The sequence below is a fragment of the uncultured Phascolarctobacterium sp. genome (genome assembly GCF_958349595.1).
Taxonomy (GTDB): domain Bacteria; phylum Bacillota; class Negativicutes; order Acidaminococcales; family Acidaminococcaceae; genus Phascolarctobacterium.
On the sequence record NZ_CATWDQ010000022.1, the window covers coordinates 18,573 to 32,176 of the forward strand.

12 protein-coding genes are annotated in these 13,604 nt (G+C 47.9%); 7 read left to right on the forward strand and 5 right to left on the reverse strand.

Annotated elements, in window-relative coordinates; all coding sequences use genetic code 11:
* The first annotated feature begins 177 nt into the window (after positions 1–177).
* From Q4G98_RS11500 to Q4G98_RS11510, 3 genes are all read left to right on the forward strand, one after another.
* The gene (locus Q4G98_RS11500; protein WP_298564112.1) at positions 178–3,015 is read left to right on the forward strand and encodes an autotransporter outer membrane beta-barrel domain-containing protein; all 2,838 of its coding nucleotides are present in this window, start codon (positions 178–180) and stop codon (positions 3,013–3,015) included.
* Between the two features lie 91 nt (positions 3,016–3,106).
* Positions 3,107–3,346, forward strand: a complete 240-nt coding sequence (locus tag Q4G98_RS11505; protein WP_298564110.1) for a helix-turn-helix domain-containing protein — start codon at positions 3,107–3,109, stop codon at positions 3,344–3,346.
* A 266-nt stretch (positions 3,347–3,612) separates the two neighbouring features.
* On the forward strand, positions 3,613–6,081 hold the full coding sequence (locus Q4G98_RS11510) for an autotransporter outer membrane beta-barrel domain-containing protein (protein ID WP_298564108.1): 2,469 nt from the start codon (positions 3,613–3,615) through the stop codon (positions 6,079–6,081).
* Between the two features lie 99 nt (positions 6,082–6,180).
* On the opposite strand, the gene rbsB is transcribed toward Q4G98_RS11510, so the two are convergent.
* The 5 genes from rbsB to rbsK are packed head-to-tail and all read right to left on the reverse strand — an operon-like array spanning position 6,181 to position 10,839.
* Positions 6,181–7,101, reverse strand: coding sequence for a ribose ABC transporter substrate-binding protein RbsB (gene rbsB / locus Q4G98_RS11515; RefSeq protein WP_177561627.1), 921 nt, complete (start codon positions 7,099–7,101; stop codon positions 6,181–6,183).
* 13 nt (positions 7,102–7,114) lie between these two features.
* Positions 7,115–8,044, reverse strand: coding sequence for a ribose ABC transporter permease (gene rbsC, locus Q4G98_RS11520; RefSeq protein ID WP_177561629.1), 930 nt, complete (start codon positions 8,042–8,044; stop codon positions 7,115–7,117).
* Between the two features lie 3 nt (positions 8,045–8,047).
* The gene (locus Q4G98_RS11525) at positions 8,048–9,529 is read right to left on the reverse strand and encodes a sugar ABC transporter ATP-binding protein (RefSeq protein ID WP_298564106.1); all 1,482 of its coding nucleotides are present in this window, start codon (positions 9,527–9,529) and stop codon (positions 8,048–8,050) included.
* Positions 9,530–9,562: 33 nt separating this feature from the next.
* Entirely contained in the window at positions 9,563–9,958 is a 396-nt protein-coding gene (rbsD, locus tag Q4G98_RS11530) for a D-ribose pyranase (protein WP_298564104.1), read from the reverse strand.
* On the reverse strand, positions 9,946–10,839 hold the full coding sequence (rbsK, locus tag Q4G98_RS11535) for a ribokinase (RefSeq protein WP_293547932.1): 894 nt from the start codon (positions 10,837–10,839) through the stop codon (positions 9,946–9,948). Before rbsK ends, rbsD begins: the two co-directional genes overlap by 13 nt.
* Before the next feature lie 334 nt (positions 10,840–11,173).
* Between rbsK and lepB the strand changes: the two genes are divergently transcribed.
* From lepB to Q4G98_RS12435, 4 genes are all read left to right on the forward strand, one after another.
* Positions 11,174–11,728: a signal peptidase I gene (gene lepB / locus Q4G98_RS11540; RefSeq protein ID WP_177561637.1), complete on the forward strand. Its 555-nt coding sequence runs from the start codon at positions 11,174–11,176 to the stop codon at positions 11,726–11,728.
* Positions 11,729–11,749: 21 nt separating this feature from the next.
* A complete protein-coding gene (gene ylqF, locus Q4G98_RS11545) occupies positions 11,750–12,613 on the forward strand; it encodes a ribosome biogenesis GTPase YlqF (protein ID WP_293660942.1) in 864 nt (287 codons plus the stop codon).
* Between the two features lie 37 nt (positions 12,614–12,650).
* Positions 12,651–13,463 carry a ribonuclease HII gene (locus Q4G98_RS11550; RefSeq protein ID WP_293718711.1) on the forward strand — a complete coding sequence of 271 codons (813 nt, stop codon included), beginning with the start codon at positions 12,651–12,653 and terminating at the stop codon, positions 13,461–13,463.
* On the forward strand, positions 13,460–13,604 hold a 145-nt coding region (locus Q4G98_RS12435), incomplete at its 3' end, for a YraN family protein (RefSeq protein ID WP_367949985.1). The genes Q4G98_RS11550 and Q4G98_RS12435, both read left to right, overlap by 4 nt.

The window sequence follows — 13,604 nt, forward strand, 5'->3', positions numbered from 1 at the left end:
TAAGAGTAAGAAGGCAGCTTGAAAAAGTTATAAAGCAAATCCCTCATGCAAGTGAGGGATTTCTTTATAAAATTTTATAAAAAAAATTAGGAGATGAGTTTGATGAAAGGTTATAGCAAAAAGCAAGGTCAAAAGTTGCAAAGAAAAGTACTGCAATCATTGCTTGCGGCAAGCGTAATGTGCGTTTGCACATTCGGGGGGGACAATTCCGTCTGGGCGGCAGATTATAACAGCGATGAAACATTAAAGCCAGCAAACACAGGTAGTGCTGCTAATTGGGAAACTTATGATAATGTAATTATTAATAAAAATAATAGTGATAACAATTTTAATGGTATTGAGCTGCGTGAGAGTGGTTCTAGTAAGCAATTAAAAGTCGATGGGAAAATAGATATTGCGATTACAGACGATGCTTCTAATACTTCGACCCATCGTTATACTGGTCTGAATATGTATGGGGGCAAGATTGAGGCAGCAGATGGATTTAATGTCACTATCAACAGTACTGCTGCTACTGGCAGTGGCAATAAATATGGTATCTATGAAAATGTCGGCGATATGATCTTGGGAAAAGATTCCCATATTACGATTGATACTAAAATTGGTGATGTATACGGCATTTATGTTGAAGATGGATATGGTGATACCGTTCTTCTGGGCGGGAAGCTGCAGATAGATATTAACCAAAATAATGAAGATACAGCTACCGAGAAGGCTTATGGTTTTTATACGAAACCTAATCCCAATACGGATTCTGTTTTTACGGAATTAAATATTGCAGTTAAAAGTCTCAATGAAGCCGGTGGTATGTATATAGAAACAGATCAAGGTAATAATAATAATTATGGCCAGGTTTGGTATCATAACAATGGTGATACATTTGTAAAGCCGTATGCGGATGCTAAGAATGAGAAGCTGGTTATTAAGGCAGAAGCAGTTAACGGCGTTGCCTTTGGTGTCAGGACAGTTGCTGGTTCCAATGTTAGTGGCACAAACAGTAAATTGTTTTCGGAAAATGCCAAGATCACGGCAGCCGGCAAAACTGAGGCCTATGGTTTTGATATCGGGAGTAGTTTTGATATAGAGATCGGGCAAGCGTTGGACATTGATGTGGCGGCAGAAGATAAAGCGATCGGTATGCAGATGGGCGGCTGCGCCGCAGTTTGGGACACTAATACTTTTAAAAGCAGCGGAGTAAATACGATCAAGGCCACGGCTACTGAAGGTGCAGCCAAAGGTATATATGTTTTTACAGGTATTGGTGCTGAATATAATAACCCATGTTATGGCTCCAGTAGTGTCGATATGGGCGACGGCACGGTGAACGTGGAAGCAGTTGGTAAAACTGGCGCTTATGGAATCGAGATCGGCGGCCCGTCAGGCTCATCCGGCACATTTGGCGATGCCGTCGTCACCGCCACTGCGGCAAGCGGCAACGCCTATGGCGTCTACAGCCATGAAAACAATGCGACTGTTACGTTTAATGAAGGTTTAAAAGTTAATGCTGACGCTGTCAACGGTACGGCGTACGCTTTGAAAGCTGACGACGGCAGTACGATCACGACCAGTAAAACCACTACGGACGCAGTGCAGCTGATCGGCGACCTTTCTGTTCAAAATGCCGGTAAGCTCAACGTCTTTTTGAATACGGCCGATTCCTTCCTTTCCGGTAGCAGTAAGAAAGATAATAATGCTAACAGTAAGCTCAACCTGGCGTTTGCCGCCGGGTCAAAATGGCAGATGACCGGCGGTTCCCAGGTCGATGACCTGACTGTCGGTAAAGGCACGGTTATCGATATGAGCGGCGACAAAGGTGCTAACAGTACTTTGTCGGTCGAGAACCTGAAAGGGTCGGGGGCTGAATTTATCATGGACGTCAACAAAGACGGCCACGACGCACTGCTCGTCAATACCAGTTCTGAAAACGGTAATCATACTGTCAACCTGAATGTAGAAAACACTGAAGCCTTAAAGCAGTTGGCAGCAAGTGATACGGCGCTGTTCACTACAGCAAATGCCGAAACTAAATTCACTGTCGGTGAATTATTCGGCCACGGTCTGTACGAATATTCCGCCGACTTGCAAAGTAAGGTCGGCGACGACGGCAAAATCCAATGGTATGTCGCCAACGCTAAAAGCAGGATCAGCAATGCTGTTTTAGAGCTGGCCAACACTGACCAGGTCGCCTATACGGCTTGGATCGACGGCAACGGCACTCTGCGACAGCGTTTGGGCGAACTGCAAAATGGCGCTGATAGCGGCGTCTGGGCCAGAATGTTTGGCGGCAAGCTGGGCGGCGACGAATTTACCAATAAATACAAAACCTATCAACTGGGCTATGACGCCCAAGCTGGTGACTGGCGTTTGGGTGCTGCCTATGAATACAGCGATGGCAGTTTGGACTACACCAGCGACAGCGGCAAAAATAAGATCGGCGCTGTGAGCCTGTATGGAACTTTGCAGGGCAAAGACAACAGCGCTTTGGACATCGTTATCAAACGCGGCCGCATTTACGGCGATATGGATATCTATGGTAAATACAGCGATAACGGTGATTATTCGACTGATGCTACTTCGATCGGTGTAGAATATACCAAACGCTTTGACGGCGGCAACAACGTCTATTTTGAGCCGCAGGCGCAGCTGACCTTTGGCCGCATCGATGGTTACGACTATGTGAGCGCCAAAGGCGTAAGAGTTGCCTACGATGACATCAACAGCCTGATCGGACGTTTGGGCATCGTGGCTGGCAAAGCTTTTGACAAAGGCGGCGCTTATGTCAAAGCTTCTGTGCTGCACGAGTTCAGCGGCGACAGCAGCGTGACGATGCTGGCAGCTAATGGGGAAAGCTATCAGGCGGATAAAAGCTACGGTGATACCTGGCTGGAAGTAGGTATCGGCGGCAATATCGCTTTAGGTAAAAACTGTGAGCTGTACGGTGACGTAGAACGCAGCTTCGGCGGCGATGTTACCAAGAACTGGGGCGCTAATATAGGATTCAGGTACAACTTCTAAAGCAGTGAGAGATCGGTTGGCAGGCACTGCGGTGACGCTTCCTGAAAGTTACTGCCGTGCTGTTTAGAACCGCTGAAAGCGGAGGAAGAACATGGAAAAAATAGATTATAAAAAACTGGGTATGGAAATCAAGATCCGCAGACTGCGCGCTGAGGTCAGTCAGTCTGACCTTGCCAGGCAGATCGGCATCTCGCAGTCGCATTTGTGTAATGTAGAGAACGGACGCCTGTCGCCAAGTCTGCGTTTATTGCTGAGCCTGCGTAAACTGCTGGGCTGCAATATTGATGAACTGTTAATAGAAGCAAGCAGTGAATCGCAGGGAAAAGCATAATGTAACTTGAAAATTCAAAAAGGCTGATAGAAATTTTATCAGCCTTTTTGCTATTGTCGTTTTAGAAAATAAGAATTTTGTATAAGTAAGAGCAAAAACGAAAAGAAAGTTATAAGAAAAGTGTGGTTATGTCTTGCGGGGGGGTACAAATATGCTAGAATTATTTAAAACAGAATATGTTCTTTGTATTAAAAATTGCAACGCAAACAAAAGAACGTATTCGTTTATGAAAATAAGCTGAATAATAAGGAAAGAGGTTGATGAGTATGTCGATGTTGGTCAGACAGAAAGAACTAACTAAGAGAGTGATGTGTTCGTTGCTGGCAGCAGGGGTAATTAACGTTTGTATATCAGGGGGGGACGTCTGGGCGGCTGATAGTGATCCAAATATTGTAAATATTGCAAGTCCCAGTATTGATTATAATGGTGGTAATGAATACCGCTATGCTGGAGTTTTTGTGAATGGCAGAACCGAAGAATATGGTAAAACGAATGTTGTGGACAAAATTGTCTTTAATAGTGCTAATACTACAACAAATAATTCTTCGAATACTCCTGGTACTGGTTACAATGCTGCAGTTGTTACTGGTGGCGGTACTTTGGAGCTTAATGCTAAAGAGATTTATGTTGGTTCAGCAGAACAAGGTGGCGATCGTGGTTTTAGATTGACCGGCGATAATAACACATTAAATGTTACTGCTGATAAGATAGTATCTTATACTGGTGATGAGTTTGTTCATGTCCGCAAAGGAGCTGCAAATGTAGCTAATATTACTGTTGGTGATTTTTATGCTAAAACTACTTGGGGTAAAGATGATTATGGTGTTTCAATATTACAGGTAAATGAAGGCGGCACTATAAACTTTAATGCAGATAAAGCTGCTTTTGATGGATCGACAAATGTTGCTGGAGGCGTTTTTGGTTCTGGCGGTTGGGGGACGCTGAATGTAACTGCCAATGAATTGAAGATCGACGGAAATATTTGCGGCACTTATGGAAATATGACTGGTGGTAATCACGCTGATACAGTTTTTGATTTGAATATTAAAGCCGGAAATTTAATAATGGCTGGCGATATCAATGCCGGGAGTATGGGCTCAGGGTACAGTAACCATGACCGTACGACTGACATAGATATCAATGTTATGGGTACTGCAGAACTGACTGGCGATATCAATGTTTACGAACGCGGCAACATCTCAGTCAGCTCAGATACTATGAAATGGAAAGGCAGTGCCGCGGTCGATAAAGGCACTTTAGATATTTCAAAAGTAAATAATCTTACGTTGACAGGTGTTGTAGCAGATGCCAGTGAGGCTGTGATCAAAGTTACCAATGGCGGTACGCTTGCAGTAAATGAAAATGGCAAACTTGGTATCAATGATTTGAAAACTGCCGGTACTTATAAAATAGTCAGTGTGGACGAAAACAGCACAGCCAACTTCTGGAAAGACGAAAATCTTGCTTATGACAGGACTTCGATGTTTGCAGAAGTCAAACAGAATAACAAAGATTATGACGTTGTTTATAAAGAATTGCAGGATTTGAGTGTTGCTGAAAAAGAAGCTGCCAAAGAGCAGATAGTTGCGGCAGCGGGCGGCGAGTCGCTGGCTGCGACAGCTGTTGTCGGCAGTATTATAACTGATAGTGAGGCTGTTGCAAAATCTGCTCCGGGTGCTAAAGCATTTGTCGCTGCTTTAACCAGCAGTACTGATATTACATCGGCTCAGGCTGCTGCGCATATCAATGCCGCAGTACAAATGGGAGAAACTTCCGGTACCAGTGCAAATGCTGTTTCTGTTGCCAGCAATGTTACCAGTACTATTACCGGAAGAATGTCGTTGAACGCTGCCCCAGTTGCAGATATTGGCGGCAAAGGCCGCAGTCTGTATGAAGATAACAGTGGTGCCGGAATTTGGGCACAATATGTACACGGCAAGGACAAAGTGCGCGATATGGCTATGGCTGGTGGTTCTGCTTCTTACGACAGCAAATATAATGGTTTTGTTTTGGGTACTGATTTTGCTAAGATCGGCAAATTCCAAAGCGGTATTGCTTTAAGTTATGGCAGTGGCGATACTACCAGTGTCGGTGGTGCCGCTTACAGCCGCAACGATTTTGATTTCTGGGGCGTAAGCTTATATGGCAGCATGAGAAATTCTGATACTAATTTGATTGCTGATATCGGCTATAGCCGCAGTGACAGTGATGTGGAACAAAATAACTTTGGCAGTCTGTTAAAAGCAAATCCGAAAACTGATACGATTACAATGGGGATCAAAGGCGAAAAACTGTATCAGTATGATGATTTGCAGGTAATGCCTTATGTTGGGTTGAGATATTTGAGTGTTGATACAGGTTCCTACAGCTCTGATATTGCCGGTCAGGCAGCGTTCAATTATGCGCCTGAACGTCAGAATATCTGGCTGCTGCCTGTGGGTGTGTCGCTGACTTATGAAAATATTACTGATAATGGCTGGAAAGTTCGTCCTAATATTGATTTGTCATATATGTGGGCTATGGGTGATACTGACAGCAGCATGACAGTTGGTTTACCTGGAACTGCTGCGGCAGACAGACTTGGTTATACTGTGATGGACAGCGGTTCATTTATTGGTAAAGTGGGTCTGGAAGCAGAAAAAGGCCATATGACTTATGGTGTAAGCTATAGTTATCAAAAAGGCAGCGATGCTCAAAGTAATAAATGGTTTGTTGATTTGAAGTACAGCTTCTAAAAACGCAGGTTTTTATTAAAAAAACTGTGCGGACAAAACAAAACCCCGGCACGTCGCGCCGGGGTTTTTATGTTTGTCCAAATTGTCAAAGGGCAGTAATTATTTTTTGTCTACAAGTTTGAGGGGTACGCCGATTTTGGCTTCAACTTTTTCGCCTTTGGCTACTTTTACAGCAGCGTCCAGACCCTGCTGGCCCATCAGTTCGGGCTGTTGAGCGATAGTTGCGGCCATTGTGCCTGCTTCTACTGCTTTCAGGCCGTCTTGTGTGCCGTCAAAGCCGACGATAAAGATTTTTTTGTTAGCGCTTTTAGCTGCTTCGATAGCGCCCAGTGCCATTTCGTCATTTTGAGCGAAAATAGCCTGGATGTCAGGGTTGGCCTGCAGCATATTTTCAGCAACAGTCAGGCCTTTGCTGCGGTCAAAATCAGCAGATTGTTTGGCAACAACGGTAAGCTTTTGATCGGCAACTTTATGGAAGCCTTCGCCGCGTTCGCGGGTTGCGGAAGCGCCGGGAATGCCTTCAAGCTCGGCAACTTTTACTTTTTCACCCAGTTTTTGGATGATGTATTCAGCTGCCATTTCGCCGCCTTTGATGTTATCGGAGGCGATGAAGGATGCTACGGTGCCTTTGTCGGCGCTGCGGTCAAGTGCCAGAACGGGAATGTTGGCTTTGTTGGCAGCCTGAACGGAAGTGGATACTGCTGCTGAGTCAACCGGGTTGATGAGCAGGATATCTACTTTTTGCTGGATCAAGTCGGAAATATCATTGGCCTGTTTAGCCGGGTCGTTTTGTGCGTCGACGATTTTAACATTGACGCCGAGTTTTTTAGCTTCGTCTTCAACGCCTTTGCGTACGGATACGAAGAAGGGGTTGTTGAGCGTGGAGATGGAGAAGCCGATAGTGGTGGCTTTTTTGCCGTCGGCAGGTTTTGCAGCTTTGTCGCCGCTGCCGCCGCAGCCGGAAGTGAGTACTGCCAGTACGGTGATGGCTGCTACTAAAAAGGTCCAGATTTTTTTCATTGTTGAGTGCCTCCTAAGCTTTTTTGCGGTCCATGAGTACCGCCAGTAAAATTACAATACCTTTGACAACTTGTTGGTAGAAGCTGGATACGTCGAGAATATTAAGGCCATTGTTGAGTGTACCGATAATCAGCACGCCGACCAGTGTACCTGTGATATAACCTTTGCCGCCGGAAAGGCTGGTGCCGCCCAAAACTACAGCGGCGATGGCGTCAAGCTCGTAACCTGTACCGGCAGTCGGCTGCGCCGAGTTGAGGCGCGAGGTGAGTACTGCGCCTGCCAGGGCGCAGAAAAAACCGGTGATAGCGTAAACAAAGATTTTGACGCGTTCGATTTTGATGCCGGCGATGAAGGAAACTTTTTCGTTGCCGCCGACGGCGTAGATCTTGCGTCCCAGAGGGGTTTTGCGCAGAATGAACCAGGAAACGGCAAAGGCCAGCAGCATGATGAGCGCCGGTACGGGCAGACCCATGATAAAGCCCTGACCAAAGTTTTGGAACAGGGGATCGTCGCTGAGACCGCTGATAGGATTGCCGTTGGTATAGACCAGCGTCAGGCCGCGATAAATGGTCATAGTGGCCAGCGTGGCGATAAAGGGTGCTACTTTGCCGTAAGCAATGACCAGGCCGTTGAGAGCGCCAAGCCCCATGCCGATGAAACAGGCTGCAAGGATCGCCAGCATCGGGTTCATACCGCCGACGATCAGGCTGCCCATCAGGGCGCTGGAGAGTGCCAGCAGGCTGCCGACAGACAGGTCGATACCGCCTGTCAGGATGACGAAGGTCATACCAAAGGAAATAAGGGCGTTGATAGAAACCTGACGCAGCAGGTTTTTCAGGTTATTAGGGTCGACAAAGCTGTCGTTTAAGGCGGCTATGACGATGAAGGTTACGACAAGGGCGATAAAGGGGCCCATTTTACGGATACGTTCTTTAATATTCATTATTTACTGTCCTCCTGTGGCAAGGGTGATGATTTTTTCTTGTGTCGCTTCGTCGTGGTTCAGTTCTCCGGCGATCTTACCTTCGTGGATAACGAGGATGCGGTCGCTCATGCCGATAACTTCCGGCAGTTCGGAGGAGACCATGATGATGGCGACGCCTTGAGAGGTCAGTTCGTTCATGAGATCGTAGATGTCGCGCTTGGCGCCGACGTCGATGCCGCGTGTCGGTTCATCCATGATGATGATGGAGGGGTTCATGCCGATCCATTTGGCGATGACGACCTTTTGCTGATTGCCGCCTGATAATGCTCCTGCTTCCAGATCAATGGAGGCTGCTCTGACGCCGAGTTTTTGCGAAAGTGCTGCCGAGAAAGCAGTTTCATTTTTTACATTGATAACGCTGCGTTTGGCGAAGGTGTCGACGCTGGGCAGGGCAATATTTCTGGAGATAGAGAAGTCGAGGATCAGGCCCTCGCTTTTGCGGTTTTCGGTGATGAAGCCAATGCCTGCTTTGATGGCGTCTTCCGGTTTTTTGATGCAGACTTTTTTACCATGCAGGTAAATTTCACCGCATTTGCAGGAATCGACGCCGAACAGGGCCCGCATGATCTCGGTCCGGCCTGCGCCCATCAGTCCGGCTACGCCGAGGATCTCGCCCTGACGCAGATTAAAGGAAATATTGCTGAACAGGCCGTCCTGACAGAAGTTTTTGACTTCCAGGACGATCTCGCCTGGGTCGTTGGTACGTCCGGGATAATATTCGGTGATGGAACGTCCGACCATGTCGCGAACTACTTGTTCCATATTGGTCTCACGGGTGGGTTTGCTGCTGATAGCGTAGCCGTCGCGCATGACGGTGATGGTATCGCAGTGGGCGAATACTTCTTCCATGCGGTGCGAGATATAGACGATGGCGACGCCTTTGTCTTTGAGGGCGTGCATGACGGCGAAAAGTTTTTCTGTTTCACGTTCTGTCAGGGCTGCCGTTGGTTCGTCCATGATGACGACTTTAGCGTCCAGCATCAGGTTGCGCATGATTTCTGTCATTTGCTGCTGGCCGACGCTGCATTCACCTGCTTCGGCATCAAAGGGCAGCGTGATACCTATTTGGCCGCATTTTTCTTCGGCGAGCCAGCGCATTTTTTTGAAGTCCAGCATACCGAAGCTGTTGGTGACGTTTTGCATCAGAAACAGGTTTTCCAGAATGGAGAGATTGGGCCAGATATTAAGTTCCTGATGGATGAAAGCGATGCCGTACTTTTCGGCTTCGAGGGCGTTTTTGAAGCTTACTTCCTGTCCATCGACGCAGATCGTGCCGCTGTCGGCTTTATGGATACCCGTCAGGATGTTCATAAGGGTGGATTTGCCGGCGCCGTTTTCACCCATCAGTGCATGGATCTCGCCTGATCTTAAGGTCAGGTCGACGCCTTTGAGTACTTCATTGGAGCCGAAAGCTTTTGAAATACCCTTCATGGTGATTTCCATTAGTCGCAAAACTCCTTTGTTATAAAATCTGTTTTAGAAGATAACGCCTGCGTGCAGGATGATATTGGCATAGGGGGTGATCTCGCCGGTGCGGATCACAGCTTTGGCAGTTTTGGTAGCTGCCTTGAAGGCTTCGTGGTCGGTAAGGATCTGTTCTTTGCCGGCAAAAAGATTCTGCGTTTGCTGCCAGAGGGCAGGGTTCTTAGTTTCCATTTCGGCAGCGATATGGATTTTTTCGACTTCCATATATTTAAGCACTTCTGTAAGGACGTCTAAAAAGGAAGGCGTACCAGGTTTCAGAGCCAGGTCGATTTTTGGGACGCCGGCGGGAACAGGCAGACCGCAGTCACCGATAACGATCGTGTCGGTATGGCCGAGATCGGCCAGGACTTTGGCGATATCACTGTTAAGGATTCCTATTTTTTGCATTCTCCAAGCATCCTTTCTACATCTTTAAGATAGGGCATGCCGCCCTGGGCGCCCAGCTTCTGCACCGAGAGGGCAGCGGCGGCATTGGCAAAGCGGATACTGTCGTCAATGCTGCGGCCTGAACATCTGGCGACGGCAAAAGCGCTGTTGAAGGTATCGCCTGCGCCGGTAGTATCTTCGGCATTAACGACGAAGGCGGGTACGGTGTGCACTTTGCCGTTTTTAGCATAAGCTACGCCGGCTTTGCCAAGCGTCATGAAAAAGCGTTCTTCCTGCAGCAGCAGGATCTCTTCGCTGGTTTTACCGGGATAGAGGGCTTCGGCTTCGTGTTCATTGGGGGTCACATAGGTGACTTTATCCAGCCATTCAGACGGGACGGGCTGGACGGGAGCCGGATTTAAAAGCACGCTGATGCCGGCCGCAGTACATTTGCCGATGATATAGTCGATGGTCGGCAGCGGGATCTCGTGCTGGAGCATGACCAGATCTGCTGCGGCAATGACTTCCCAGGCGGCGTCGATATGTTTGGGCATGACCAGATCATTGGCGCCTTTGATGACGATAATGCTGTTGTCGCCTTCGGCCAGGGTGATATGGGCGGTACCGCTGTTTTGTCCGGGCAAGATGCTGACATAACTGGTATCGATGTTGTTTGCCTGCAGGTTATTGATGATCATGGTGCCGTAGGCATCGTCGCCCACGCAGCCGATCATGTGTACCTGTGCACCCAGTCGCGCGGCGGCAACGGCCTGGTTGGCTCCTTTGCCGCCCGGTGAAACTATGAGCCGGCTGCCGATGATCGTTTCGCCGGCTGCCGGGCGTTTATCTGCTTCTACTGTGAGGTCGATGGAGCAGCTGCCAATAACAGCGATTTTGACCATTGTGATCTCTCCTTACGTCTTGGAAACTTATGATTTTTTAATATTGCTATATTCGTAACATTATAATATTCTACACTGGCTGGTTATATCCTGCCTATTTAATGATGATTTTGAAAAAGCTAATACTTATGTATTTTACCGCAAGCTACTGTTTTGAGCAAGGAAAATCACTGGGGTAATGTAAATTTTTTTCGACAATTTGCCTTTGGCGATTGACAAATCCACTAATGTTTGTTAACGTAGAAACGGTGTTGTGAACGTAGTCAGTACGTTGGCAAAAAATAAAAGAGACCGCACCGATTCAGTTGATGCGTTGGGATAAGAGGGAGTATATATGAGCACTAAAAAATCAGGAACATCTTGGCAGGATACGATCAGTGACTGGCTGGTTTCGATCATTGTAGCTGTAGCGCTGGCATTTTGTATTCGTACGTTTATTGTTGAGCCTTACATGGTCGAGGGTACGTCTATGTATCCGACGCTGGAAAGCCATGAGCGCCTGATCGTCAGCAAGTATAAATATTTCTTTACTGATCCGCAGAAGGGTGAGATCGTTGTTTTCCGTTATCCAAAAGATGAAAGCCGCGATTTTATCAAACGTGTTATCGCGACCGGCGGTGATACTATTGAAATGCGTGACGGTAAGGTTTTGGTCAATGGCAGTGTGATCGAAGAAAATTATATTTACAAGGATGATCCCAAAGGACCGAACAAGTCTAATTACAGAAAATCCGTCGTGCCGCAGGGACATATCTTCGTTTTGGGCGATAACCGCAATAATTCTGAGGACAGCCGCTTTGCCGATGTTGATTTTGTGCCGTTGAAGCTTGTGAAGGGCGAAGCAGTTGTTGCTTTCTGGCCTGTTGAAAGATGGCGTACGCTGCCTTGATAGGCGGGCGGGGAGATAATTATGGATTTTAAGATACAGTGGTTCCCTGGTCATATGACTAAGGCCAAACGGATGATGGAGCAGCAGCTGAAGCTGGTGGATGTTGTGGTTGAAATGCTGGACGCACGTATTCCCCGTTCCAGCAGTAATCCGATGCTGATCCAGATGCTGGGGGAGAAGCCCAAGGTCGTGGCTTTGAATAAGACCGATATGGCCGATCCGGTCAAGACTGAGAAATGGCTGCAAACTTTTAAAAACAGTGGCTTGCCTGTCTGCAAGGTTGATTGCAGTACGGGTAAGGGCGTAAAACAGATGGTGGCTGCGATACAGCAAGTGGCCAGGCCGGTGACGGAAAAGTGGCTGAAAAGAGGCGTGCGTAACCGTTCGATCCGCGTTATGATCGTAGGTGTTCCGAATGTGGGCAAATCGACTTTGATCAACCGTCTGGTTGGTAAAAATAAAGTTGTGGCTGCCGACAGACCCGGCGTAACGCGTGGTCAGCAGTGGGTGACTATTGCCAAAGGTCTGGAGCTTTTAGATACTCCCGGTGTTTTATGGCCTAAATTTGAAGACCCTGAAGTCGGTTTTTGTCTGGCGGTAACAGGGGCGATCAAAGAGGAAGTTTATGACAGGGAGACAGCGGTAGAGCTTTTGCTTGAACGGCTGATGCGTACTTATCCTGATGAGCTGCGGACGAAGTATGCGATCGATTTTTCTGAAGCTGAGCCTGTAGGCGAGGTCATGGCAAAGATCGCCGTTGCCCGCGGCTGCCTGAAGGCAGGCGGAGTCCTTGATCTTGACAAGGTTATCCAGATGGTGCTGCGTGATTTCCGTACAGGTAAGCTTGGACGCTTTACTTTAGATGAACCAGGTGAAAATAATTAAGGCCGCATTGCAGCGGCCTTTTTAATTAGGGGTGGAAATGATGAAGATCAGCGAGGTAAAGGAGCTATTGGCTGGCGCACCTGACCGGGACCAGCTGGCAGAGCTTGCTGCTGACGAGCGCGGCGGTGTGCAGAAGCTGCTGGCCGCTTATTATAAAAAACAGGAAAAGCTGCATTTGGAGCAGGAACGTTTTGCTGCAATGCTGGCTTATGAACGTAAATATTATGCTCAGGGGGCGCGGTATATTGCCGGTATCGACGAAGCCGGGCGCGGACCTTTGGCTGGACCTCTGGTGATTGCGGCCGTTATTCTGCCGCAGGAGGTATTTATCAGCGGCCTGAATGATTCCAAGCAGCTTTCGGTAGCGAAGCGTGAACAGCTTTATGACGAGGTGCTTGCCAAAGCGCTGGCTGTTTCTGTAAACGTGGTCAGTATCAGCAATATCGACGAGCTGAATATTTATCAGGCTACGAAGCAGGGGATGACTGAGGTGCTGGAGCATCTTGAGATCAAACCGCAGGTGGCGCTGGTAGATGCCATGCCGATCAGCTCGGTCGGTATCGAAACGGTATCCCTGATCCATGGCGATGCGCTGAGCGCTTCCATAGCGGCAGCTTCTATTATCGCCAAAGTCACCCGTGACCGCATGATGATAGAACTTGCCGGGCAATATCCGCAATATGGTTTTGCCGGCAATAAGGGTTATGGCAGCCGGGAGCATATGCAGGCTCTTGCCGAATTTGGCGCGACGGAGTGGCATCGGCGCAGTTATGAGCCGGTAAAAAGTATGCATTTAACGCCTGTTATGCGTGCGAGCAACAGATTATTTTCACCGCTGGCAGGAAAGTGACAGAGGCCAGGCAAACGCTGGGGAAGAAGGGCGAAGATGCTGCCTGCGCTTATTTGGAACGTAAGGGTTACGTCATCTGCCGCCGGAATTACCGCTGCCGTTATGGCGAGATCGATATTATTGCCGCTAAAGGCGGCGAGC

What these genes read in the sequence shown, in the direction of transcription:
- Q4G98_RS11500 (WP_298564112.1), top strand. Translation starts at nt 178, where the DNA reads ATGTGCGTTTGCACATTCGGGGGGGACAATTCCGTCTGGGCGGCAGAT.
- Q4G98_RS11505 (WP_298564110.1), top strand. Translation starts at nt 3,107, where the DNA reads ATGGAAAAAATAGATTATAAAAAACTGGGTATGGAAATCAAGATCCGC.
- Q4G98_RS11510 (WP_298564108.1), top strand. Translation starts at nt 3,613, where the DNA reads ATGTCGATGTTGGTCAGACAGAAAGAACTAACTAAGAGAGTGATGTGT.
- rbsB (WP_177561627.1), bottom strand. Translation starts at nt 7,101, where the DNA reads ATGAAAAAAATCTGGACCTTTTTAGTAGCAGCCATCACCGTACTGGCA.
- rbsC (WP_177561629.1), bottom strand. Translation starts at nt 8,044, where the DNA reads ATGAATATTAAAGAACGTATCCGTAAAATGGGCCCCTTTATCGCCCTT.
- Q4G98_RS11525 (WP_298564106.1), bottom strand. Translation starts at nt 9,529, where the DNA reads ATGGAAATCACCATGAAGGGTATTTCAAAAGCTTTCGGCTCCAATGAA.
- rbsD (WP_298564104.1), bottom strand. Translation starts at nt 9,958, where the DNA reads ATGCAAAAAATAGGAATCCTTAACAGTGATATCGCCAAAGTCCTGGCC.
- rbsK (WP_293547932.1), bottom strand. Translation starts at nt 10,839, where the DNA reads ATGGTCAAAATCGCTGTTATTGGCAGCTGCTCCATCGACCTCACAGTA.
- lepB (WP_177561637.1), top strand. Translation starts at nt 11,174, where the DNA reads ATGAGCACTAAAAAATCAGGAACATCTTGGCAGGATACGATCAGTGAC.
- ylqF (WP_293660942.1), top strand. Translation starts at nt 11,750, where the DNA reads ATGGATTTTAAGATACAGTGGTTCCCTGGTCATATGACTAAGGCCAAA.
- Q4G98_RS11550 (WP_293718711.1), top strand. Translation starts at nt 12,651, where the DNA reads ATGATGAAGATCAGCGAGGTAAAGGAGCTATTGGCTGGCGCACCTGAC.